The organism is Legionella sp. km535 (assembly GCF_003990085.1).
Lineage (GTDB): Bacteria > Pseudomonadota > Gammaproteobacteria > Legionellales > Legionellaceae > Legionella > Legionella moravica.
In genome coordinates this window covers 182,665-207,328 of sequence record NZ_RZGU01000004.1, presented here as the reverse complement: position 1 = coordinate 207,328, position 24,664 = coordinate 182,665, and the positions used below count along the sequence as shown (strand labels likewise).

Genomic DNA, 24,664 nt, shown 5'->3' with positions numbered 1-24,664 from the left:
CCCACGTCTGTGACCTCAGGATCTAATAATCTAGCGCAGTTATCCTGAACCCTAGGATTAAAGCCACAGATATTCTAAGTGCATCATTTGTCCCCATCTCAACCGAATTCCCGCGGCTATGTCCGCGGGATCCATGATGGTGGCATTGAAGTAATAGATCCCGCGGTCTTCGCCGCGGGAATTCGGCCTGATTTATTTAACGGTAGCTACCTGATGCTAAGACATAGTTGATCCATGATGGTGGCATTGAAGTATTAGATCCCTCGGTCTTCGCCGCGGGAATTCGGCTTAGATTTATTTAACGGCAGCTACCTGATGCTAAGACATAGTTGAGCCACTATCTCAGTTCGTTTTTGAAGCCTTTCTCATGGAGAGCCGTTTTGAGTTTGATCGCATGTTTTTCATAACTGACCAACCATGTTAATCGTAAGCACTTGGTTAAATTATCGTGTGCTATAATGTACATAGTGTTTTAACATGGAGCATAAAATGTCTCGTGAAAAAATCCATTCAACGAGTGAAAGCGCTGAGTCGTCTACGCAGAGACGTCCTGAAAGGCGATTTAAAACAGAGATCATTTATCAGACTCTTGATTTGAAAAAATCTCTGGATAGTTTGCATGATGCTATATATGCCATTAACATCACAAAAACCATACAAAAATACCCATATCTTCCTGAAAGCAACCCTGATCACTGGGATTATCAGGATCGTAGTTCAGCACAATCAATCTATCCTTTAGGCATGATGCTTGTTAAGTTGGATGAACTCGCAAATCAGCTTGACGGCATAGCCAAGGAGAGGGCTGCTTTACTTGAATCAACCCGAAATAGACGCGAGTTGATTCGCACCGGGAATCTGAAACAATGGATTAATCATCAATTACCTCAAGACTTACTGGATACCTTATCAAGATTGTTGGCCGTTAGATACAAGGAAATTGGAAGCACGCTTAAAGCAATCAAGAAACAGGAGGAGGGATATACGGGATGGATGAATAAAGCTCCCATCGTGGATAATATCGTCCCTCTGGATGGTTTAGGTGTTTATCACTCATTCCCTAACCCCATCATACGAGCTCATACGGTCAGCTCCAAACTTGTAAAATCTGTAATGCAAAAGGATCACTCCGGTGAAGCACTTCCTAAAATGCTCATGGATAATCGTCAAAAGGCTTTACAACGTTTTTCTGTATTTGCGCACAAAGCCGAGGAGTTAATTGCTCAGGATCCTTATCATCGTTGCGAAGATTATCTCAAACGGACTAGATAAAATTTTGCATTATTAATCTCTATCCAGATAGGTGGGGAGAGGCAGTATGTAACAATCTTTGGTAATCAGCTCAATACAACAAGTGACCACTGTTTTATCGTAAAGTATTCCTGCTCCCCTTTTTAACTCATCTAGTGTTTCCAGGACGCTGTGCTTGGGCCTGTAGGGACGATGGGAACTCATTGCTTCGAATACATCAGCTACAGTCACTATCTTGGTAGTTAAGGGGATTTCTTTATCAGTCAATTTATCCGGATACCCGCTACCATCCAAGCGCTCATGGTGATGAAGAATAATATCAGAAATGGTTTGATTAAAAGGAACCGATTGAGCAATTTTATATCCTGCCTGGGGATGTATTTTAATAAATTCCAATTCGATTTTGGATAATTTGGCAGGCGAAATGAGGATTTCGGTTGGTACCCGAATTTTGCCTATATCATGAATTAATGCACCCAAATAGACATTGTGCAGATCATCAGCAGGTAACTCTAGTTTTTTTGCAATAGCCTCTGCTAATTTTGCTACTCTGAATTGATGGCCTGCTGTGTAGGGATCTCGTTCTTCTGTTATCAATGCTATCGCTTCAACGGTTTTATCCAAAATACTGGCCAGTTTTGTATTCGCTTCATTCAAGGAGGCAGTCTGTGATTCAACTAATTTTGTAAGATGATGTCTGTGCATCATCAACTCGTTGTTGCTGACTTCAAGAAGATTTTTTTGATAATTATTGTCTAAAATAATTGAAGCAGATACTGCAAAACTATTTACTATTGGGTCATACATTTGGAATTGTTTTATATTTTTTGCTTTAATGGCAATAAGGCCAAAAAAAACATCAGCTGTTTTAACAGGATACACTTCAATATTTTTTTTCTCCAACGAACTACATAATTGAAAAAAATTATCTCGGGAGAAGGTTCCAGTTTTTAGATTTATCTGACCAATAAATGGTGAGTTTAAAACAACCTTATCGGTTTTTGTGGGATCAATTAAAAAAACTTCATTATGCTCGACACCGGGTATATCATTAATAGCTCGTTTAAGAAAGCTCATTATTCCTTTTATTGTATTAAAAGCAAATAACGCGCTATGTGCAGCGTATAAGCGCAATAAGAGGGATTTATCTTGAACATTAGACGAGGAATGCATGATTACGTTCTTTTATAATATTCTTTTAAAAACTCCTCTGGCCTAATATAAGCAGGATTTTCTACAATTTGTCCGTGAACAACCATTAATGGGTGTACTTGTAAAATATCAAATAGTACTCCTCCATCAAATTTGGTTGCGTCATATTGACATAATGCAGTAATAGGATGGGTTTTTAGAATTGTATTAATCAATGCTTCGTATTCAACCAATCTTTCGGACCCTGGTATATTTCTAAGAGACCAAGTCATTTCTCCAGACAGGCGGGCGCCTGTATATCCCTCGGCAATTGATTGTTCATAATAGTGTCGAAGAATATCCAGCATCTCTTCGGGTACAAATTTGTTATGTGGGCAGTAAGTTGATTGTGCGGGTGAAAGGGTTACTTGATTTCCATCAGGAACTTCAACTCCGAGTTCTGCTAACCAGGCCTTTACTTCCTCAGGTTTCATCGTATCGACAAAATAACCAATTTTTTCATCATTGAGTAAACCGGATTCGATGTATTTGGATATGACGCCACGTCGCTCGGTGTCGTCACGATAAAGCATACAGAGATGTGCCCCTCCGACAAAGCGTCTATGAGAAAAACCCAATGAAATATCTTGATGATTCCCACTCATAGCAGTCTCCATTTACTGGCATTCTAAATTTGCTTTTAATTCTTATATTTTAGTTTATGAGATTGGTTTATTCCACTTATATCCCTAAAGGCGATCAGTTCTGCTCCTATCCTTGTCATCTATACGAGGACTATACAGATGCCGGATTCATTATTCCAATCGAATGTAATTCAAATAAAATCGATTTGTGCTTCAATAAATAAAAAAGTATGATTTGCAGCCGTGACCTATTAGTTAGGGGCTGTTGACATTTCATTATGCTCAATCCTACTTTCCGCGACTTGTTCGCGGAATCGATAGATCGTGCGTAAAACAAGAATATATTACGCCTATAAAGATTGAATTGGATCCCGCGAACAAGTCGCGGGACGTCGAAACTTGAATTGTCAACAGACCCTATGGATGGAGCACTTTTAATGATAGGCATTGATGATTTAAGGACACTTGATAAGCAATAATCCAACTTTTACTAAACAGTCCTACCGTCCATTATTGGAGTGCAGGTGAGTATGAGCGTTTAAGTTTCAATTTTAGCATCATTAAACATTTTAGTTCCGGGCGAGAACGCAAGGGCATCCCTGGTCCCAGAGTTCGCTACGAAGTGATGGATAATGAGGTCTTTGGCTCTGGCAGCTTCGGAATCTTTTATCGTTGTCGATTCACTTTATCCATTGATGATGGCGGGGAACTGCAAGTAAAAGAGCGTAAACCTGATAGAGTACGACTGGTGAAAGTACAGGAGAGTATCTACAAAGAAAAATCAATGCTGGATCAGATTATTTTAGAAGCACATGTCTTGAGCCAGAGCAATGTCTTTCATAGCAAACCCCTGGTTGTCGATCAAGAGAAGACCTATGTTATTATGAAAGAGTTACCTGGTGTTCAACTCTATACTCTGATTATTGAAAATCAATTAACCATAAAGCAAAGTTATGTTTTTACCCTGGAATTGATCAGAGCACTTAAAGAACAAATACATGAACCTGTTAATGTGCGTGTCTATCATGAAGCCGCACCAGCCTCTTTAAGGACTTGTTTGAGTATTTAATGTGGCATTGCGGTTCGCTCAATGAATAGTTGATTACAAATGCCAGTTGATGTCCTGATTTAATAGCGCAGCCCTTGCCGGATTGGAAATATCCGGGTTTTGCTCAGGGTATTCTTTTATTCCAGCAGGAAATCCCGTAGTTAAACCTGGGATCTCTATTTTGGAGTAATCCCAGTTTTTATGGCGCATTTCACCTGCCATCCAGAAGCCTACAGTGTTAGAGAGTAATTCACGTGGATCAAGAAGTGAGAATTTCAGGCGTATCATAAAATCAGTTATGTCTGAAGCCTGGCTGTACTGATAATCTCCGGGTATTGTTGGCCTTCCGGGCATATAGATGGTCTGTAATTGTGTAAAAACTGATTGAGCTATTTTACTTCGATTATAAATACTTCCCCAAACTGCCTCAGTGTAATAGTGATAGGAAGCTACAGGCAGGGGATCTTTTCCAATGTCATCCTTGATTTGCGCGTAAGGAGCAATCAGTATTCTGTCTGAGGGTATTTGATTATTGGATAATGCATTGATAAAAGGGATTATCCAGTTTGTTCCAGAGGTTAGACCTGCAGAAACATTGGAGCCTGCCACATTGCGAACAATAACCATGGCATGTGGCCAGTCCAGATGTAAATTAACCAGTCCATCATGAACTTCAGCCATACTTTGTAGGGCAGTTAACATAAAAGTGCCAATCATTACTGAGTTATAAGGAATGGGATAGTCCTTATTGCCATCTAAAAAATTCTTTTGTAATGAATACAAATCAAATGGCGCTCCATTTTGAACCGAAACAATATAATTACCTGCCATAGACAAAGCGTAATCAATCATGGCCTGTATTTGTTGTTTATGTGGTTGCCAGGATTTGATATTGGCCTTATCCAGCCAGTTATCATTTGCTTCTGAATTTAAGACTCTGACCTGTCTGATATCCTCTAATAGACTCGCCATAGCCGGTTTCCATGATTGATCACCGTTTTCCTTTATTTTGGCAAGGTAGGCGAGAGCCGGCCCAATATGAGATACGGCGGTCAACTCATAAAATCCGGAGGTTCTGTTGGTACGTAATAATTGGCTGTAAAGCAATTTTCTGTTTTGATCGTAAATATAGAGAGATGAATCCAAAAACATCACCAAGGGGCCATTATAAGGAGTATCTTGATTCTTGGCTTGTTCTGATTGCATTAAATAATCGCCAATTGTTGTTTTATTTTTAGGGAAGTCGGCTTCATCAGATCCTGTAAAATCAAAATATAGATTCATAAATTGAATCGGGGTAGTATAAGTATTTGTTTCTGCTGCGAAATTAAATGGGCTAACACAGGTTAAACACCAGAATAATACAATGAGGTTTACGTTAATAAGTTTCATTTAAGTCCATTTATAATGTATTCATCTTTAAAGTATTGCGAAAATAAGCTGGCTGGGTCAATAGATTTTATATTGTGATATTGTAAAGATATATTAAGAACTGGATTAGGGAAGATATATGAATTTAGTAAGGCAAATAGTGTATTTTTTCATGATCAGCTTCTCGATTCCCGCATTATCTGAACATTTATTAAATCCTGTACAGTATTTTAATACTACTGGTGCCAGAGAACTGACACCTTTCAAATTGAATGGTGAGTATTACATTGCAGCTGCGCAGCTAGCGAAAGATCTTCCTCAAACTTCGATAACACGTTTTCAGGGAGACGCAGATGTTGATGTCATCATTTATAAGAAACAAGGTGAACAATTTAAGGAGTACCAACGAATCCCGGGGCATGGGAATACCGGTGCCACTTTTTTTACTATGGGTGAAAACTCCTACATAGCGGTTGCCAGTCTTTATTCTGGACCTAAGGCGCCATTTAACCCTATAACATATTCAATGCTGTATCGTTGGGATGGGCGTTATTTTTATCCCATCCAGCAATTTTTAACTCATGGCGCCAGACAATCTTATTATTTCAATATAGGTACACGTCATTTCCTCGCATTTGCTAACGGTAAGGTTTCTCCGGATGATAAGGTCCCTGCGAACACTGCACATTCAATAATTTATGAGTGGGATGGCAACCGGTTTATTCCGTTTCAAACAATACCTTCGTCATTGGGGGAATCATTTAATATGTACATCCTTGATTCCGTCCCTTATCTTGCATTTGCTGACCATCTGGATGGTGGCACATTGTACCGTTGGGATGGGACACAATTTAAAATTCACCAGCAATTTAAAGGAAAGGGTGCTCAATCGTTTGAGTTTTTCAGGCTAAACGACCAACATTATCTTGCTTATGCAAATAGTGTAACCGACTCATATATCTATCAATGGAATGGAAATCAGTTTATTCGATTCCAGGATTTACCTGGTCCAGGTGGTCGAAACTTTGCCTATTTTTTCTTAAATGATCACCATTATCTCATGAGGGTAAATTATAAAATGACTCAAGGCTCCAGGGAGATCACTGAATTGCAATCACCTTTATATCAATGGAATGAAGGGCATTTCAGCATCATTCAGAATATTCCTACTTATGGCGGAGTCAGTGCGAAGGTATTTAGTATGGATGATTTATTGTATATGACGCTAGCTAACTGCTTTAATGAAAAGGGGCAATTTAAGGTAAATTCGGTACTTTATGAAATCACGCATGGTAAAACTATTGAATTTGGCTAGTTTACAGAGAATAGGGAATAGCGCTTAGAATCAAAGAATATTGATTTAACCCAGTAGGTTAATGGCCCATCGAACTGGTGTTCATATGGACCATTAATGCGTGGCTCATCATGGCTCAATACTGGGTATTGGTGAATAAGAATGCTCCGTTTCATTGTGAACGGTGCTTTCGCTACTAAAAAATCCAAAAGGATTGAGGAACGATGGTAGCATCAATTCACAGAGTGAAACTGTATCTGACTGAAGAGGCTGAGGTAACTGTTCGAGCGTTAGGGATTGAGGATGAGCCATAACGTATTGATTGCTGTCACTCAGATATTTACAAATCAATTTATTATAGACTCCTTGTCCGTCTTCATAAACCAGAAGAGTCAAATCTGCCAAATGCGTATCGATCAATCCCTCACTGTTTCTACCGTATTTCGTTTCCAGATATTGTTCACCATACGCGCTTAATTTAGCCCAATGCAAATGATTGTATGAGTCTCTTATCTCGCGATAATCTTCAGGGCAGGGATCAACGAAATCCTGCAGTTGAGAATTAGATTCAATTAATTCAGCCAGAGTTGCACGTCCAAGAGTCAGATCTCCAACGTGATTCACATGTATCCGGTAAGGAGTATCTTGACCGTAGAGGTCTCCAGGACGAATATCCCAGCCAAGATATTGAAGCACAGGCCTCACCGCAGGTTTCAATGGTGTCTGCCAGATAGATTGGTTTAATGCATTTTGCACTGCTTCCTGAAAAGTTGAAAAGGTGTTATTCAAAATACATCGTATTTCAACCCCAGCCTGTAGCTTAAATTGATCGCTTACTTTCCTGGCAATTGCGGCTCCAAAGGAGTCACCTTGAAAAATTATGTCATCAATGGATATACCTTTTCGAAGCAAGTCATTTGTTACGGCGATTCCCGTATTAACCAAATCATTCACCTCGAGAACTTCTCCTCCCAGATGTCTCATCCCAGGGTATTCAAATGCATAATAACTGGCCTCTGTTATGCGCACCGCTTCTGTGATGTCTCCAAAACAATTTTGGTATAGAGAAGCAATACCCGTAAAATAGACAATATGCTTTCCTGCACCATAGCCAGGTGACAATAAATCTTGGTTATTGTTGTTATGGAAGGCAATCACTTCAGTTCGGCAAGGGGTTTGATTTGCCAGAGTGACGTCAACTTCAATGCGTTGAAGGGCTATATCACGAAATAATTCATAGTATGGCGTTTCTTCTTGACGAATTGATTGTTCAAAGAGAGCGAACCGTTCATCCAGTGTTGATTCAGTAGTTCCGTACCCTTTACTAATGTACCAGTCCTCACGATCTGCGGGAAAAGTGTTTGCAGCGATTTGTCTTTGTAACCAGATTTGTAAATAGGAATTAGCCATGATGTACTCGCTTAATTTCTGAGGTAATATTGTGCTCCTTGCTCTCATTGTTGTCAATCATGAGTTTTATGAAAGTTTATTGAGCAGGCTCATTTTGTTCCCGCAGATAATCTATTATGGTTATAGGGAGGGCTGCTTCATTTGTCGAGCTGCCCAGTTATGCAACTATTAACGTATAAAATGCTTCACATCTTTAATAGTATAAAACTAAATAGTACGATGAGAACATTATTTAGTGAAAATAATTCCTTATTTATCAACTGTTTTTAATTTTGGCTTGTGACTCGGAGGATTTCTGCCAGTGACGTATCACCACAAAGTACGCGTTTAAAACCATCATCTCGAATGCTTGGAGTTGTGGGTCTTAGATAATTTTCCAGTGTTTGCATGTTTTCATGGCGATGTATCATGCCTCTCAGTGTTTCATCAATGGTTATCAGTTCGTAAATTCCCGTTCGGCCTCTATAGCCCAGGTTATTACATAAATCACAACCTTTAGGTTCAAAAACTTGGGAAACATCAGCATCTGGAGCAAGTCCCATCAGTTCTTTCTCATCGACACGCAATTGATGAGGTGTTTTACAATGAGGACAGAGTTTTCTTACAAGTCGTTGTGCAATTAAACCGACGATACTGGAGGACATTAAAAATGATTCGACTCCCATATCACGCAGACGGGTTAGCGCTCCCAGAGCACTGTTGGTATGTAGAGTAGATAAAACAAGATGTCCGGTCAGACTTGCCTGAACAGCGATTTCTGCTGTTTCCAGATCCCGAATCTCTCCAATCATAACTACATCGGGATCTTGTCGTAATATCGCTCTTAAGCCTTTGGCAAAAGTCATTTGAACCTTGGTATTAACCTGAGTCTGTCCTATGCCTGCCAAATCATATTCTATTGGATCTTCGATTGTAAGAATGTTTCGCGTCACCTGATTTAGTTCTGTGAGCATGGCATATAAAGAGGTCGTTTTACCCGACCCTGTAGGGCCAGTAACTAAAATGATGCCGTGGGGTTCAGAAATCATCTTACGCATCGCGTTAAGTGTCGATTTGGGCATTCCTAACAGGTTTAAATCCAGTTGTGCAGCTTGTTTATCCAATATCCTCAAAACCACTCGTTCGCCATGATTTGAGGGAAGGGTGGAAACCCTGACGTCAATGTTGTGACCGCCAATTCGTAAGGAAATACGGCCGTCCTGGGGAATTCGTTTTTCAGCAATATCCAGTTTTGCCATCACTTTGACCCTTGAAATGACCAAAGGAGCTATAGCTCTTTGAATTTCAAGAACTTCCTGAAGCACTCCATCAATTCGATTGCGCACCAGGACTCTATCTTCATACGTTTCGATATGGATATCGGAAGCTTTTTGTTTAATAGCTTGAGTAAATAATGCGTTTAGCAAGCGAATAATTGGGGCATCATCCTGGTTTTCCAATAAATCCTCGCTCACTGGAAGCTGGCTGGCCAGCATGGAGAGATCCATATCATCTTCCATTCCTTCTGCTGCATCCAGAATGGATGATTTGGATTGATAGATATGCGCCAGGTGTTGCTGAAAAGCAGACTCATCTATTCGTTTTAAATCCAGATCACACTGAAGTATGCGCTTAACTTCAACCAGTGCCTGTAACGAAGTGTTCGGTAAATGGTATACAATTGCAGTTCCATTTTTAAATTCGCTGACCACTACTCCATTGTTTTTAGCAAAGCTATAGGGCAGAGTCAGTGATTTGTCGTCTTTATCCATAGTTTACTTGGTCATTTTTGATAAGTTTTTAGGCCGGCCACTAAAGGGTACAGGCAAACTCCCTTGGGTTAACGGTGGTAATAAGGTCTGACTATTCAATTCTTCATATTGTTCCTGTGACCGTATCCAGTCTAATTGGTATTGGCGAACGTCATTGTATTTTGCTCCGGTAACCTCTAGGTTGTCTCGCTCATTACGAAGTATAATCGGTTTAATAAAGACCATGAGAACACGTTTGTCTCGATTCCGAATGTTGTGTTGAAACAGTTTACCAAGTCCAGGTATGTCACCAAGGATGGGGATGCGGTTATTGTCATTTCCAAGGCTGTCCTGGGTTAAACCGCCTAATACAACAATATCCCCGCTTTCAACATGCACGGAGGTCACGATGCTGCTGATTTTAAACGTGGGGTTAAGAGAACTTTCAGTAGTGCTGGCTGGATCAAGGGTGTCGTTACCCTGGTCAATTTGCATTTGAATTCCCTGACCACGTGTGATTTGCGGTCTTACATAAAGGTGCAAAGCCACATTAACCCTGTCGAACGTTGTGAATGGCGTTCCTCCATTAGTCGAGCCTCCTGCGTTACTAGGCTGTGTGGTTGAAGCTACAGATACCTGTTTACCTACGAGAATTTTAGCCTGGCGATTATCCAGAACCACTACTGATGGAGTTGATAATATATTGGCTTTTTGTTCTCGAGCCAAAGCATAAATCTGTGCCTGAAAATTATCAGTCCGTGTTTTGCTGTTTATAATGGCAAAGCCTGGTCTGAATTTTTTGGGATCTCCAGTTTGCAGATCAGAACCCCATTCAATACCTAAATTATTAACATCATTTTCATCAACTTCTGCAACTAAAGCTTCGATCAATAACTGGGCTGGTTTGATGTCTAATTGAGCGATTACATTTTTCAGTATGCGAATAATTGAAGGAGGAGCATTGATTATAATGGAGTTGGTATTGGGTTCTCCAATAATTTGTACCGTCGGCTTGGTAGACCCTTCATTTTGAGTGTTTGCTGATGTGGTATTTCCCGTTGCCTGAGATGAGTTCAGACCTGAGTTAGCTGACATCGATTGTGATGAACTCTGGCCATCTGCTCCGCTTAAACTGACCAGATTGGAGGCAGGATTGGTGCTGTCTAATGCAGGACGAGTAATGGTGCCAATCGTTGTTCCCACATTACCGCTGAAATTTGCCTGAGCAATGCCTGCGAGTATGGGGACCAAATCCTCAGCTCTCAGGTAATTCAAATAAACTACTTGCGTATTGGAGTTAATGCCTTCTGAACTTTCTCTATCCAATTTTAATATTAACATTCGCAGTCTGATTCTATCGGTTTTATTGCCACTAACTAAAATAGCATTAGAACGATCATCTGCTGCAATGGTAATTTGCGTCCTGCTTCCTATACTGGGTTGCGTCTTAACTAAATCTTTCAGGGTGTTGGCTATATCCATGGCAAGCGCATGTTTCAATGGTACCATATCAATTCCGTTTGACGAAGAGGTGTCAACCTGTCTGATAATATCCGTCAGACTTTTGATGTTATTTGCCCTTCCGGACAGGATGAGCATATTGGAGGGGGCATAAGCAGAAACACTGCTCCACTGGGGCATCAACGGGCGCAATACAGGAACAAGCTGTTCAGCCGGAACATAATGCACCGGAATGACAGAGACCATCATGTCATCCCCCCTGGGAGGATTTCTCATATCATTAAGCAGATCTGGCGATTGGGTCTTCGCATCAATATTCGGTATAATTTTAATGATTTCCCCGTTAGGAATGGCTGCATAACCTGATACCTGCAGTACTGAGAGAAATACTTGGTACAATTCACGATTGGATAGAGGAGATGAAGAGATGATCGATATCTTTCCTTGTACTCTGGGATCAATCACAAAGTTTTTACCGGTGACTCGTGATACTTCCGCTATGACGGCACGGATATCTGCATTTCTCAAATTCCACAGCTTACTGGAAGGGGGAAGAGAGTGCGATTGTTCTGGATTTTGAGGCACCTGTCCAGCGCCAAGAGATGAGGCAGGTTTTGCGCTTGCGCTATTCTGTTGGTTATCTGGTTTTTGAGACAAGGCGTTTTTTAGTTCTCTGGCGGTCTGATAATCTTCTATTGGCCCAATTTGAACAAGGTACAGATGCTTATCAGCAAGATTTTTAATCTCAATTTTTTGATTTGTTAGCTTTGCAAGTTCCTGTTGGCGTAGTTCTGCATCTTTCTTTAAATTAAATGCACCGGCCTGTAGATAAAATATAGTCGAGCCATTTTTAGTGATGGTCGAAATATTAACGTCATTAGCATGAATTAAGAAAGACCACATCAAGGCTAAAAGTACAATTACTAAAGAGCGCATTTAAAAACCGTAAAGTCATGAATGCTAACATAATAACTAAAATTGACTGGTTACAATAGCTTTTTTGATAACTAACTTAAGGATTTTTATAAGGAAGCGAATTGGTGGCTATGGGTGGACTCGAACCACCGACCTCAGCATTATGAGTGCCGCGCTCTAACCGGCTGAGCTACATAGCCACAAGAGGCGTGATTTTGTCTTTTTCACGTTCTGATGTCAAGAGTGTGAGCCTGTTTTTTTTAATTTTTTTAATTTTCCAGGCACAGAGTTTGTGCCATATCGTTCCGCTCTATAACAATCTATATTAAGTAACTCGATAAGTGTTTTATTTGGAATCACTTAAGGTTTATTTAATACTGGCAGTTTATAATGGATTCAACTTCATTGTATGGGTGATAGGGTATATGACAAAAGTCGCGGTTACTTTCAGTCCTATTGTTGGTGGAAGCAGTGTTATTTCTTTAAAAGAAGCATTTGAACACGTTGGTTCTACTATTGTGGATGCTGATTACAGAATGATGCTGGAAGATATCCCTGATGAACAATTTCAAGAGCTCTATAAAGATCCTCAAGGACGACAAATCCTTTTTGCACATGCTAAGGCTCGAGCCGCTGAAGTCCTAGAGGACGTTGATTGTCTGGCTTTATCGGGCAACAATGCAATGATTGATCCTGAATTATTTAATAAAGAGAGAGAAGAAGGGCAGCCTTATGACTTTTCTCGCACGGTAGCAGAACTTGCATTAGTCCATGTTGCCATCGAAAAAGGAATGCCAATACTGGGTGTCTGCGGAGGACATCAGGTGATCGCTGTATATGGTGGTGGGGAAATTGCTGATCTGAAAGCAACGCAGTTAGAGACGCAATGCTACATGAATTACGATACGATCAGAATAAATAAAGACACCATGGCGGCTCAGATATTTGGTGGGCGAGAGTTTACTGAAGATGTTACTGCAACACATTATGAAGGTAATTTTTTTGGTGCACACAGTCAAATAATATCTAAATTACCTAAAGGTTTTATCGAGTCAGGCATAGCAAGTGATAATCAATCCAACGAATTAACAGAAAATATCAATGGTGTTCCAATTATCACTACTCAATTTCATCCTGAAATTGGCGCTAAAGGTTTGCCTGAAGCCAAGTTTGTATACAGAAGAACACAACACGACATAGAAACCAACCTGAGAATGTTCGAGTTTATGCACGGAGCAGCAGTTGCGTACAACCAGAAGAAACAAATGATGAATCAATTGCGTCAATTCAAAACTGAAAAAGATGAGCAGATAAAGCCATCAGAAGTTCAATCTTCTATGAAAGAACTACGTGAACAAAAACAGGGCGAAGCACAAAAAATACTCTCTAAAAAGTCGCATGAATCCGGTATTCATTGGAGTGAACCATTAGGACATGCTTTGCTGGGAGTTTCACTTTTGCTAACGGGACTGTTTATTCTATTTCCTCCGGCAGGTTTAGCTGCAGCGGTAGGGATTGGTTCGGCGATTATATTGAGTGCTGTATTAGGAGTTCTGGCTGTTGTCGCGTCTGATTGGGTTGAAAAAACAACTAATGCTGTTATTGATACCATTTCATCTTTGACTGCTTCTGTATTTAGAGCGACTATTTCAATGGGAATTACTAAATTTTTAGTCAATCAATTAAGTGAAAAAGAAAAGCTGAAGGCTAATGCAAATAGTAACGAAGCTGATCTAAATACAGCGAATCCATTATTAGAAAATGATAGTTCCACATCACGAATACTCTCATCTATTCCTGATGTACCAAAGAGGGAAGTTTCAACCCCTGCAGATATTTTACGAGACACGCCTGCTCGGTTATGGACAGCTACAAAAGCTGATAAGGTACATGTTACTGAGGTAATGGACGCGAATGCTGTTTGTAACAGTGAGCATGAGGGTGAAGAGCAAGCACAAGAGCATCGAAATGAGTCAGGAATGACTTTAACTTCTTAACGCACTTTTGAGCTGTTGATAAGTTGCCTTATATCAGACATCAGCTGATATGCAGGAAAGATGAATTATAGATTTTCTTACTAAGACCTATGAACAGCTCTGATTTGGTTGGTGCATCATATTAGTTGAGCATGGATTTACAACAAATTTATATCGAATGATATAAACAAGTTGATAAAAGTCTGATGCATGTATTAGTTGAACTGTTTTCCTACTATCAGCTGGTTGATAAAGATAGTGTTGCTCGTCTGCACCTGATTATTACTTACTCTCCATCATATTTAGTACATCTTGCTTCAACACCTGCCTTAACTAACTCTATGAAAAATTGTGAATAATCATAAATTAACACTTTCAAAGCATTACCATAATTAGCTTTAGCGATGGAGGTAAACGCTTATTTTAATTATCTACAAACACCCCCTTGAAAGCTGTTTGGAATTTGTCTGATATAATTAAAATATGAACATTTGAAATATTAATGTGTCTTTGCTTTATTCGCATGGAGAACTATATATGTCTCGCTCCAAAGATGAACATTTAGAAGCAAATGATTCTTTATTTGATATTACTGTCCAAACCTGGGGTACTCAGGATAGGCCTAGTAATGGAATGATGACTATTGCGGATCAAACTCTATTTGGAGGAAATGTTGGTCATGCTGCGATAAATATGAAGTTACCCATTACAGAACAAATCAAAAAATGGATAGAACAATATTGCTGCAAACAATCATTTGAACAATTTTGCACAGAAAAAAATGATGAAACGATAACCTTTGATCAATATCTTGAGTCAGTTGAAAAATTAATTCCTGTCAGTAGAAAACGTGTTGAAGTACGACAAGCAAAATATCATTCCTCGGGTGTCATAATCCCAACTGAAAATAGTTCATATGAACAATCTTTTTTTGAAATTGATTGGAGTTGGTGGCCTGGGAGGCTTCAAACAGAAAAAGATGATTATTTAAATGAGCGTGAAGGCAAAGAATTTCATTATGCGCCTGAATGGAAAGAATACTTTCAGCCAGAGCAACGAGTACATCGAGGTAAGTTAAGAGAGCGCGTATTAGACTACGCACCTTCTGTCATGATACATCAACGTGATTTACCCGAAGTTTTATTAAAAAGATATCAACAAGTAGCACAACTCGCTCAAATTGACGAAAAACTCAATTTAATTGAGCGTGTACAAATTAAAATTAATGGTCTCAATAGTTATAATGCGAGTGGATCTACTCGGTTGATGTTTAAGAATTTAAATTTAAATTTTGATGAAATTTGTGATGGCTATTTAGAGCAATTAAATGGAGGTAAATCTACAACCAAGAAATCAGATAATAAATCAAAAAATCCTCCTACTGAGAAGGAAATTGATAAATTTATAAAATATCTTACTTCCCAAATAAAAAAGAAAACACACGAGCTCTTGAAAGAAAAAGCAATAATTGAAAAAGAGATTAAAAACCAAAATCTCACCACAATTTTAGAAACTAAAATAGATGGACTTCAAAAACGAGTGGAATTTTCCCAAAATAAGTTAGATGAATTAGCAAAAGCCCTTGATCCCTTTAAAACAGAACATGTTGAACCAGTTATATTATCAAAAGCGATTAATGCCGCTTTAGAAAAAGCATTCCCAGAATTGGAGACACAGCTGGAATATGGTGATATTTCAGTTGAGTCAATAAGTGTAATTTTAAAACAAGTAGAAAATGCGTTTAATAAACTATCAAGAAATAAAAATAAAAGCCCCGAAGATGAAAAACGCCTGGAAGCACTTAAAGACCTCAAAAACGAATTAATGCACTATGAAAATCATGGTGTAAAATTAACAAAAGAGCTAGAGCTTCGATTAAACAACGCTCTAAACAACTGGGAAGAGTTACTTGATAAACCATGCAGAATTATTCCCATAGAGAATGTCAAAACAATTCGAGATAACTTATCCTTATTAGAAAAAGTCTTCTTGGGTAAAATTCAATTTTATGAACAAAATCATAAAAAATTACTGCAAGAATTAAATATAGCAAAAATAGATTTAATGAAATTAAATAAATTTGATGAATTCTATAAGAACAATAAAGATCTCTATGTCATAGCCGGTGTTCCTCCTGATCATAGGGTATTATTGCCTTTAGCGGTGAACGGTAAAAGAGGTTTACATCCTGAGGCTATGCTAAAAAAAATGCATGAAATTGTAGCTGGGCCCCAAAAGAAAGAATTCAATTTACATACCAATAATTGTTCACTTACTTCAATAGAAGTCTTATCCGCAGGAGCAGAACATGATCCACTATTGCACTCAATAATGGAAACACGCGCCTTAGACTTTTTTGGAACACCACAGCAGGTACTGGAAAACGCCAAATTAACAAGTAAAGCCATTAATGGCGGAAAAACAAGTAATTTTTTTACACTAATAACTACTGCACGTCCATTAGATAGAGCTTTGGGATATGCCTTTTCAATATATATGGATCCTGAGGCTTCAAAGACAAAGCAAAATGCCGGTTTGGTACTTGGTGTATTGGTTGGTTTAGCCAAAACACCAGGCATTATTATTGGTTCTTTGCTAAATCCAAAAGCGGGTTTTAATGATATTTTAAATACTTTAAGTCTCGTCTACAGTCGAAATTCTACGGGATTAAAAGTTGGATTAACTCTCATGGCACTACTACCAATGATAGTATTGGCTCCCTTAGCAGCGATACAAAAGGGCGTGGAAGTTATTGCAGAAACGATAGCCAAGCCATTTAAACTGATAGCAAGTTTTTTTGAGCAAAAGCCTCAAAGCACTGATGAGATTACCGTGCCTGTAGGTAGTAAAAAGCTAGCTGAAAAGGAAGGCAGTTATTCTAAAACCGCGTTAGCTGGGTTAGTTAATAGTAAAATAAAATCAAAAATTGATGAACATACGATCACAGTAGAATTTCAAAAATCACCTCAAAAAATGATAGAAGAGTTTGAATCACAGTTAAAGGAAAACCCTGGCAAAGTTGTTGTATTGACTGAAAAGGCACATAGTGCCGTCCTGAAATATGTATCAGATAGTGATAATGAGGCACTAAAACAGAAACTTTATGATTGTTTTAACCAATCTGTAACTCGTAGTCAAAAATTCGTCCCCAGGACGAGGAGGGAAATAGATGAATTGGTAGAAGAGGTTACATCGACTGATAAAACGGAGTTAACTACCGGCTCCAGACAAGAATTATTGATGAGTCCTTTGATTGACGAGGAAGAAAGCATTGATTCAGAACATCAACTTGAGAGTAAGATGCGTATATGAATCAAAGAGTGACCTGTGAACAGGTTAGTTTTAAAGCGATTATTATTTTTTTGGGATTATCAAGGATAATATTTAGAGGCTTGGCCGATTAAAAAAGGCAGACATCATGAGAGAATTTATTGATGTCTGCGCTTTTATGAATATGAGGAATTAAATGATTAACAGGAATAAAGCTCCTGGGCCACGTAATACCTGAACTAATAATTGCTGCTTTTTATTTTGAGCAATGGATTGTAATGTTTTTACGTCTTTGGTTGGGACTTTATTAGCGGAGATAATAATATCACCAGGACGTAAACCTGCTCTCCATCCAGCACTGCTTTCTGACGCGCCTACAACCTGTACTCCAATAACATTACCGTGAGGCGGTGATTCTTGTTCAAAATTGCGTAGAGCCAGTCCATAAAGAAATGGATTGTTGGATTGCAGTTTTTGCTCATGTTTTTTGATATCAGTCACTTCGGCATTTAATGTCAAGGGCTTATTATCACGTAAAATCATGATTTTTGCTGTAGATCCGACCCGCAATAAACTAATCGTTGTTTTAACCTGAGTTGCTTGAGTGATTTTGGTATCATTAATTTGTACTATGATATCACCCGCTTTTAATCCGGCAATTTCAGCAGGAGAATTTTCATTAACCTGTGATACCAGCGCTCCCTGGACGTCTTCAGGATACCCCATAGATTGTGCTAATTCTGGAGTTAAGTGCTGAACAAAGATTCCCATCAGCCCTCTATGGATAGAACCAAACTTGATAATTTGTTGGGTAACATCTTTAACCATGTTGATTGGGATGGCAAATCCTATTCCGACGTTCCCGCCGTATGGGGATATGATGGCGGTGTTAATTCCTATCAATTCGCCTTTAGTGTTAACCAGCGCTCCTCCAGAGTTTCCTGGATTAATCGCTGCATCAGTTTGAATAAAGTTCTCTACACCTTCAATATTCAGATCGCTGCGTTTCAGTGCGCTAACGATACCAAAAGTAGCCGATTGGCTGTTACCAAAGCTGTTTAACCCAAATGGGTTACCTATTGCAACAACAAAATCACCTACTTGCAAATTATCTGAATCACCAATTACCAGTGATTTTAAATTTTTTGCATCAATTTTAAGTACAGCCAGATCCGTTTCGCTGTCTCCACCAATCAAGCGTGCTTTCAAACGTCTTCCATCCTGAAGGGTTACGGTAATTAAATTGGCGTTACGTATAACATGGTCATTGGTGACAATGACGCCTGACTTGGGATCTATGATGACGCCAGATCCAATACTTTCAAATTTACGGCCTTTATCAGGAACTCGAGACTGACGCTTGTTTTCTGGAGCCGCATCATCATCACTTCCTGAGGCTGAGGCGTCATTGGGTAAATAACCCTGGACGGCAACATTAACAATTGCTGGCATTATGTTTTTTAAAACGGGTGCCAAATTAGGCATAACAGTCTCATCAGCTTGCACTGCTAAAGAGACTGTTAAGAGAAGTAAGGTGCTTGCTAATAACTTTAAGTGTTTTATCATTTTATTCATCCCGAGGTTGATCGTTAAACCAGATAAAAGTACCTATTCTACCTGTTTGTGATTGTCTACGATAGGAATAGAACTCATTTTTTAATTCAAAAGTACATAAATCCGACTGATAAACCGCTGTTACTCCATGTAAATTAAGGATTAATTTGGCAATTTTAGGCAAATTTGCAAGCCATTTGCTGCCCGTGGGTTTAAATGCTACATGACTTAAAGGGTATTTTTCAGTAAAGGATTGATGTACTTCATCTCCCACTTCGTAACAATTTTGGCAGATTGCCGGACCAATCCAGGCCAGTAAGTCTGACGTATCGCTGTTCATTTTAGACAGAGTGTTTTCTACAATCCCATTAAATAAACCCTTCCAACCGGCATGGATGGCTGCGATTTCATCACCTTGTACGTTGCACAGAGTAATGGGGAGGCAATCTGCTGTCAGAATGACTAAGGGATGTAATGGGGAGCGAGTTATTGCTGCATCGGCACACCGATTCGAGTCTGCTTCAGGAATGACGCATGTGGTGCTGTGTGTTTGTTCTAACCAGACAGGCTCTTCCGAAAGACGCAAAATCTCTTTCAGCTGTTCTCTGTTTTTCATAACATGCAGGGGATCATCACCTACATGTAAACCAAGATTATTTTCATTATACGGCGAGACACTATACCCTGACAGGCGAGTAGTCGATAAGGCTGTAATATTTCGTGGAGCGGACCAATTGGCTAATCTAGTATTCATAATGCTCATCCAGGGTTTCCAGCAATAATTTGAAATCATCAGGCATTGGGGCTTTAAATGTCAATTCCTCTTCTGTCTTGGGGTGACGAAAGGTAATGGAGCAAGCATGAAGTGCTTGTCGTTTAAATTGCTGAAGTTGCATTCTTAATTGATCGTTGGCATTCAGCGGGAATTTGATTCGTCCATTATAAAGTTGGTCACCAACAACAGGATGATTGATATGAGCCAGGTGAACCCTGATTTGGTGAGTCCTTCCTGTCATCAGGCTCACATCTAAAAGCGTGAAGTCATTATAGTGTTTTTTAATTGCATAATGAGTAATAGCCTGTCTGCCTTGTCCAGTAACTGCCATCTTAAGCCGGTTTCTAGGATGTCTGCCAAAACCTGTGTCAATCGTTCCTCCAGATATCACATGACCGAGTACCAAGGTGATGTAGTTTCGTTTTATGTCGCGTGCCTGCATTTGGCGAATTAAAGAGGTATGCGCCATTAGTGATTTTGCTACAATCAATAATCCTGTTGTATCTTTATCCAGACGGTGAACTATTCCTGCTCTCGGCAAATGTTGAAGAGCTGATGCATGGTGCAGCAAGGCGTTGACTAAAGTATGTTCTTTATTCCCTGCACCTGGATGCACCACTAGCCCCGCAGGCTTATTTAAAACCAGAACATCGTCATCTTCGTATATGATATCAAGGGGAATAGATTCTGGTTCGCACTGGGTAAAATCAGTATCGATTCTATTCAAATCAACATGAATTTTTATCAGATCTCCGTCCAGTGTTTTGTCTTTGGGTTTACATGGCTTGTTATTTAATGTCACCGCACCAGATTTGATCCAGTTGCTGATTTGTGAGCGTGAATATTCCGGCAACAGTTGAGCGAGTACACTGTCGATACGTTGACTGTGATACTCGCGAGGAATTGTAATTTGCTTTTGAATGTGTTCTATCATCAGACTGGTTGCATCTCAACTTCGGTCAGGCGTCCTCTCAATGAATTTGGCAACGCGTCAGTAATTTGTAGTGTGACAAATTGGCCAATAAGCTGTTCTGCGCCTTCGAAATTGACCACACGATTACATTCAGTACGGCCAGCCAATTGATTATTATCTTTTTTGGAAAATCCGGTAACTAAAATTCTTTGGGTAGTGCCTATCATGGATTGGCTGTAACGAGAAGCATTTAGTAACAATCGATTTTGCAAGATTTGCAAGCGTTGTTTTTTTACCTCCAACGGAGTGTCATCAGGTAAATTGGCCGCAGGCGTTCCTGGTCTTGGGCTATAGATGAAGCTGAACGAAGTATCAAAACCAATCTCATGAACCAAATCCATAGTGTCCTGGAAATCTTTATCTGTTTCACCAGGAAAACCTACGATAATATCGGTAGACAACCGGATATCAGGGCGGATTTTACGTAATTTTCTGATTTTGGATTTAAATTCAAGAGCGGTATAACCTCGTTTCATTAATCCTAAAATACGATCGGAACCGCTTTGAACAGGAAGATGTAAATGATTGGCCAGTTCAGGAACTTCAGCATAAGCATTGATTAGATTGTCCGAAAAAGCTAAAGGATGAGAAGTAGTAAAGCGAATTCGACCAATTCCCTCAATTGCAGCGATATAGTGAATTAATAGTGCCAGATCAGCGGTTTCCCCGTGTTCCATGGCTCCACGATAATCATTCACATTTTGTCCCAGTAAATTGATTTCTCTTACGCCTTGAGCTGCAAGTTGGTAGCATTCAGCCAGCACATCATCAAATGGTCTGCTGATTTCTTCTCCGCGGGTGTAGGGAACCACGCAAAAACTGCAATATTTGCTGCAACCCTCCATAATCGATACAAAAGCTGTTGGACCCTCAGCTCTTGGGGCAGGTAGATGATCAAATTTTTCAATTTCAGGGAAGCTGATGTCAACAACTGATTTGTTTTTTTCAAGACGTTCATTCAACAGAGCAGGGAGCCTGTGCAAGGTTTGAGGACCAAAAACAATATCAACAAAAGGAGCTCTTTTTATAATATCAGCCCCTTCCTGGCTGGCTACACATCCTCCAACACCTATAACAACGTGAGGATTTTTTGCCTTATATTCTCGCCACTGACCTAACTGTGAAAATACTTTTTCTTGAGCTTTTTCTCTGATAGAGCAAGTATTCAGCAATATGACGTCAGCGTCATCTACTTGATCGGTCTTAACCAAACCATGAGATTCCATTAAGACTTCTGCCATTTTTGATGAATCGTATTCATTCATTTGGCAACCATTGGTTTTAATATATAATTTTTTAGCCATAATTTTCTACTTTTAAAACGCCGTATTATTTCATTAATGTACACTTTGGCAATAGGTTTCTTTAATTTTTGGTAAAATAAGCAGCGCAATGATCATACCCAAAGGCAGTATTGCCAAGGCGGTATGGTACGCAGCAAGTGGGTAAACTCGAATGGTACCACTCATTTCACCTTGCCACATTTTATCGAGAACATAACCTATCAGGGGTTGTGCCAGAGCAATGCCCACCATGTTCATCATATTCATAAAGCTCAGTCCTGTAGCAACGTATTTCTTGTTACACAACTCTTTTGCAACGGAGAATGCAGGCAGAAAGCCAGCCGAAAAAATCCCAAAGGCAAGGAGCAGGACTTGCATTATCAATGATGAGCTGACAGGAACAAAAATAAAGATGCTGGAACAGAGTAACGCGCCAATGCATCCTATATACATAGGGGGTTTTCGTAAACCGATGCGGTTGGAGAATATCCCCCATAGAGGACTGGCTATCGCCCATCCAATAAATACAAGCGAAATATAATTTGCTGCTGTTGATTTGGCAATCAACATTTTATTCATTAGAAAAGGAACGCCCCATAGTCCACAAAAAACGGGTGTTGCCATATACATAAGGCCACCATAAGTGGCAACAAGCCATAGTTGTTTGTTTTTGATCAAAGCTATTAAACTAGGTAGCAAGCGTTCTTCATCGTCAACCGGATGTTGGTGTACTGGAGGTTTATAATTTTTAGGGGTATCTCGGGCGATTAAAATGATTAAAACTGCAAGGAGCATTCCAATGACGCCCATGATGATCATGCTATGACGCCAGCCAAAGCCATCAATGAGGAGGGCCAGGGGCGTTTCTCCGCCTATGGCTCCCAACATTCCAATAGTGACCATGAGACCTGTCAATAAAGCGAATTTTTGTGCTGGAAACCAGTTTGCCGCTAATTTCATCGTACCAACTGCTGCAAAAGCAGAGCCAAAACCAATCATAAGTCGAGCAATGCATGCCATAAAAAAATTATCAGTCATACCAAAAGCTATTGTACTGAGGGCACACACTACTGTAGCTACAGTTAACAGGCGATGAGGACCAAAATAGTCCATTAATACTCCACCGGGCAATTGCATGGCAGCATAGGAGTAAAAATATACTCCGGAGAGTATACCCAGAGTTTGACTGGTTACTGAGAAATCTCTCATTAATTCATTGCTCATGACACTGGGAGAAACTTGTAGCAGACACTCGTAGAAGTAAAATAGGCATCCTAAACCCCAAACCATCCAGGGCATAAAGGATCGAATAGCAGTTGTCTGCACTGATTCTGACTGTGTATTATAATGAGCCATTATTTTATTGATCTCCAGGTTTACCAAGGTAATTTGATTTTGCGAGAATTACAGACCAAACAAAAACGATAAAAGACGGGGGGTACAATATCCCTTTAGGTTCCGTCAGAGGTGCGGTTTTTTTAATCACAAAGTCAACTTTATAAGTTAGCATACCTAAAGACAAATATCACTCATTAAAATAGTACCATTTTGTTCTTTATTTGTCTATTGAGCTGGGTATGAGTACTTATTGCTCATTAGGGTCATCGGGAGCATCAAGAACCACGCGAGTTCCCTTCATTCCACCACCTGGAAGATCAATAAATTCTTCGTTGAGCCATCGGGCATCCTCTATGAACATTCGAACACAGCCATGGCTAGCTCTGTAGCCGGGAACATCATAGCTTCCGTGTAAGGCAAATCCTCTAAAAAAATGCATGCAGTAGGGCATTAAAGCGCCGCCGCTTTCTCCATTGGCTCTGCGCGGGAATACCGTTGAGACACAGTCTATATCCTGTTTTCTAATAATGCGAAACGAGCCAGTAGGGGTGCCACAGCCATCGGCAACATTACATTTTCCCACTCCTGAAGAAATGGGTCCCCACCAGAGCAGTTCTCCATCTTCATCATAAGCTCCCCAGGCTAATTTTTTTTGGCTTACATAGATGGTTTTTTCGCCGTCAGATTCTATATAGCGCGGAAAAGGAGATACATCATATATAGTCAGGCGCTCTATGTTTTTAGGAATGGCGATCGTCATTCCCGGTTTTAAGCTAATATTCATACGATTTATGCGTCGAACTATATCTCTTTCTTCAATATTGGGAAATAATTCCTCCCAGCTTTCTCCATTTTTAACTTTCATACAAAAATAATCAGGTTTATTGCATAAGGTTTCGCCGTAACGAACATAGGCAAAGCTGGTGTGACTCGTTAACATAAACCCAAGCAGTGCGGATATTGATATCAAAATTTTGTTCATAATGATTTCAATTTTTTATTCATCGTATCTTTTATAGCGGCAAAAAGTATATTTACTTAACATTTTTTAATGGATATTACTTAAATACTAGGTTCTGTGAACAAAATTTAATTATTGCATAAAAAACCGTCATTGCGAATGTTGGCGAAGCAATCCAGATCGAATCTTCGCTAACACGCTGTAATGGATTGCTTCACTTTGTTCGCAATGACGACTTATTTGCAATAGATTAAAAATTCGTTCACAGAACCTAAGGGC

17 protein-coding genes and 1 tRNA gene are annotated in these 24,664 nt (G+C 39.6%); 5 read left to right on the top strand and 13 right to left on the bottom strand.

All coding sequences use genetic code 11. The features are described from left to right. Positions 1-489: 489 nt before the first annotated feature. On the top strand, positions 490-1,272 hold the full coding sequence (locus ELY21_RS04130; RefSeq protein ID WP_127107149.1) for a hypothetical protein: 783 nt from the start codon (positions 490-492) through the stop codon (positions 1,270-1,272). 12 nt (positions 1,273-1,284) lie between these two features. Here the strand turns inward: ELY21_RS04130 and ELY21_RS04125 are convergent, their stop codons facing one another. Then, the gene (locus ELY21_RS04125) at positions 1,285-2,328 is read right to left on the bottom strand and encodes an HD-GYP domain-containing protein (protein ID WP_158618509.1); all 1,044 of its coding nucleotides are present in this window, start codon (positions 2,326-2,328) and stop codon (positions 1,285-1,287) included. A 98-nt stretch (positions 2,329-2,426) separates the two neighbouring features. Further along, positions 2,427-3,047 carry an MEDS domain-containing protein gene (locus tag ELY21_RS04120; protein WP_158618508.1) on the bottom strand — a complete coding sequence of 207 codons (621 nt, stop codon included), beginning with the start codon at positions 3,045-3,047 and terminating at the stop codon, positions 2,427-2,429. Positions 3,048-3,648: 601 nt separating this feature from the next. Here ELY21_RS04120 and ELY21_RS04115 point away from each other — a divergent pair. After that, a complete protein-coding gene (locus tag ELY21_RS04115) occupies positions 3,649-4,095 on the top strand; it encodes a hypothetical protein (RefSeq protein WP_127107143.1) in 447 nt (148 codons plus the stop codon). A gap of 33 nt (positions 4,096-4,128) precedes the next feature. Here ELY21_RS04115 and ELY21_RS04110 read toward each other — a convergent pair whose 3' ends face one another. Next, on the bottom strand, positions 4,129-5,466 hold the full coding sequence (locus ELY21_RS04110; RefSeq protein WP_158618507.1) for a DUF5624 domain-containing protein: 1,338 nt from the start codon (positions 5,464-5,466) through the stop codon (positions 4,129-4,131). 118 nt (positions 5,467-5,584) lie between these two features. On the opposite strand from ELY21_RS04110, the gene ELY21_RS04105 reads away from it, so the two are divergent. Beyond that, positions 5,585-6,760 (top strand): hypothetical protein, encoded by a 1,176-nt coding sequence (locus ELY21_RS04105; RefSeq protein WP_127107141.1) that lies wholly within the window; start codon positions 5,585-5,587, stop codon positions 6,758-6,760. 108 nt (positions 6,761-6,868) lie between these two features. Here the strand turns inward: ELY21_RS04105 and sdbB are convergent, their stop codons facing one another. From sdbB to ELY21_RS04085, 4 genes are all read right to left on the bottom strand, one after another. Continuing rightward, the gene (gene sdbB / locus ELY21_RS04100; protein WP_127107139.1) at positions 6,869-8,149 is read right to left on the bottom strand and encodes a Dot/Icm T4SS effector alpha/beta hydrolase; all 1,281 of its coding nucleotides are present in this window, start codon (positions 8,147-8,149) and stop codon (positions 6,869-6,871) included. Positions 8,150-8,415: 266 nt separating this feature from the next. Beyond that, positions 8,416-9,900, bottom strand: coding sequence for a GspE family T2SS ATPase variant LspE (gene lspE / locus ELY21_RS04095; RefSeq protein WP_127107137.1), 1,485 nt, complete (start codon positions 9,898-9,900; stop codon positions 8,416-8,418). Positions 9,901-9,903: 3 nt separating this feature from the next. Beyond that, entirely contained in the window at positions 9,904-12,276 is a 2,373-nt protein-coding gene (gene lspD / locus ELY21_RS04090; RefSeq protein WP_127107135.1) for a GspD family T2SS secretin variant LspD, read from the bottom strand. Between the two features lie 102 nt (positions 12,277-12,378). Then, positions 12,379-12,455, bottom strand: a tRNA-Met gene (locus tag ELY21_RS04085). 225 nt (positions 12,456-12,680) lie between these two features. Between ELY21_RS04085 and ELY21_RS04080 the strand changes: the two genes are divergently transcribed. Together ELY21_RS04080 and ELY21_RS04075 are read left to right on the top strand one after the other, a co-directional pair. Further along, positions 12,681-14,252, top strand: a complete 1,572-nt coding sequence (locus tag ELY21_RS04080; RefSeq protein ID WP_127107133.1) for a gamma-glutamyl-gamma-aminobutyrate hydrolase family protein — start codon at positions 12,681-12,683, stop codon at positions 14,250-14,252. Between the two features lie 516 nt (positions 14,253-14,768). Continuing rightward, positions 14,769-17,543 carry a protein SidG gene (locus tag ELY21_RS04075; RefSeq protein WP_127107131.1) on the top strand — a complete coding sequence of 925 codons (2,775 nt, stop codon included), beginning with the start codon at positions 14,769-14,771 and terminating at the stop codon, positions 17,541-17,543. A gap of 150 nt (positions 17,544-17,693) precedes the next feature. Here ELY21_RS04075 and ELY21_RS04070 read toward each other — a convergent pair whose 3' ends face one another. From ELY21_RS04070 to ELY21_RS04045, 6 genes are all read right to left on the bottom strand, one after another. Further along, complete coding sequence (locus ELY21_RS04070; RefSeq protein ID WP_127107129.1) at positions 17,694-19,067, bottom strand: Do family serine endopeptidase; 1,374 nt, start codon at positions 19,065-19,067, stop codon at positions 17,694-17,696. Position 19,068: 1 nt separating this feature from the next. Then, a complete protein-coding gene (gene pgeF, locus ELY21_RS04065; RefSeq protein ID WP_127107127.1) occupies positions 19,069-19,809 on the bottom strand; it encodes a peptidoglycan editing factor PgeF in 741 nt (246 codons plus the stop codon). Continuing rightward, complete coding sequence (gene rluD / locus ELY21_RS04060; RefSeq protein ID WP_127107125.1) at positions 19,799-20,764, bottom strand: 23S rRNA pseudouridine(1911/1915/1917) synthase RluD; 966 nt, start codon at positions 20,762-20,764, stop codon at positions 19,799-19,801. Before rluD ends, pgeF begins: the two co-directional genes overlap by 11 nt. Next, positions 20,764-22,107: a tRNA (N6-isopentenyl adenosine(37)-C2)-methylthiotransferase MiaB gene (miaB, locus tag ELY21_RS04055; protein ID WP_127107123.1), complete on the bottom strand. Its 1,344-nt coding sequence runs from the start codon at positions 22,105-22,107 to the stop codon at positions 20,764-20,766. The genes rluD and miaB overlap by 1 nt, the downstream gene beginning before the upstream one ends. 33 nt (positions 22,108-22,140) lie before the next feature. Further along, on the bottom strand, positions 22,141-23,442 hold the full coding sequence (locus tag ELY21_RS04050) for an MFS transporter (RefSeq protein WP_127107121.1): 1,302 nt from the start codon (positions 23,440-23,442) through the stop codon (positions 22,141-22,143). A gap of 229 nt (positions 23,443-23,671) precedes the next feature. Further along, positions 23,672-24,364 (bottom strand): L,D-transpeptidase, encoded by a 693-nt coding sequence (locus ELY21_RS04045; protein WP_370272473.1) that lies wholly within the window; start codon positions 24,362-24,364, stop codon positions 23,672-23,674. Between the last annotated feature and the right edge of the window lie 300 nt (positions 24,365-24,664).

Bases quoted from the DNA above. Each gene is read 5' to 3' on its own strand.
- ELY21_RS04130 (WP_127107149.1), top strand. From the start codon at position 490: ATGTCTCGTGAAAAAATCCATTCAACGAGTGAAAGCGCTGAGTCGTCT.
- ELY21_RS04125 (WP_158618509.1), bottom strand. From the start codon at position 2,328: ATGAGCTTTCTTAAACGAGCTATTAATGATATACCCGGTGTCGAGCAT.
- ELY21_RS04120 (WP_158618508.1), bottom strand. From the start codon at position 3,047: ATGAGTGGGAATCATCAAGATATTTCATTGGGTTTTTCTCATAGACGC.
- ELY21_RS04110 (WP_158618507.1), bottom strand. From the start codon at position 5,466: ATGAAACTTATTAACGTAAACCTCATTGTATTATTCTGGTGTTTAACC.
- ELY21_RS04105 (WP_127107141.1), top strand. From the start codon at position 5,585: ATGAATTTAGTAAGGCAAATAGTGTATTTTTTCATGATCAGCTTCTCG.
- sdbB (WP_127107139.1), bottom strand. From the start codon at position 8,149: ATGGCTAATTCCTATTTACAAATCTGGTTACAAAGACAAATCGCTGCA.
- lspE (WP_127107137.1), bottom strand. From the start codon at position 9,900: ATGGATAAAGACGACAAATCACTGACTCTGCCCTATAGCTTTGCTAAA.
- lspD (WP_127107135.1), bottom strand. From the start codon at position 12,276: ATGCGCTCTTTAGTAATTGTACTTTTAGCCTTGATGTGGTCTTTCTTA.
- ELY21_RS04080 (WP_127107133.1), top strand. From the start codon at position 12,681: ATGACAAAAGTCGCGGTTACTTTCAGTCCTATTGTTGGTGGAAGCAGT.
- ELY21_RS04075 (WP_127107131.1), top strand. From the start codon at position 14,769: ATGTCTCGCTCCAAAGATGAACATTTAGAAGCAAATGATTCTTTATTT.
- ELY21_RS04070 (WP_127107129.1), bottom strand. From the start codon at position 19,067: ATGATAAAACACTTAAAGTTATTAGCAAGCACCTTACTTCTCTTAACA.
- pgeF (WP_127107127.1), bottom strand. From the start codon at position 19,809: ATGAATACTAGATTAGCCAATTGGTCCGCTCCACGAAATATTACAGCC.
- rluD (WP_127107125.1), bottom strand. From the start codon at position 20,764: ATGATAGAACACATTCAAAAGCAAATTACAATTCCTCGCGAGTATCAC.
- miaB (WP_127107123.1), bottom strand. From the start codon at position 22,107: ATGGCTAAAAAATTATATATTAAAACCAATGGTTGCCAAATGAATGAA.
- ELY21_RS04050 (WP_127107121.1), bottom strand. From the start codon at position 23,442: ATGGCTCATTATAATACACAGTCAGAATCAGTGCAGACAACTGCTATT.
- ELY21_RS04045 (WP_370272473.1), bottom strand. From the start codon at position 24,364: ATGTTAACGAGTCACACCAGCTTTGCCTATGTTCGTTACGGCGAAACC.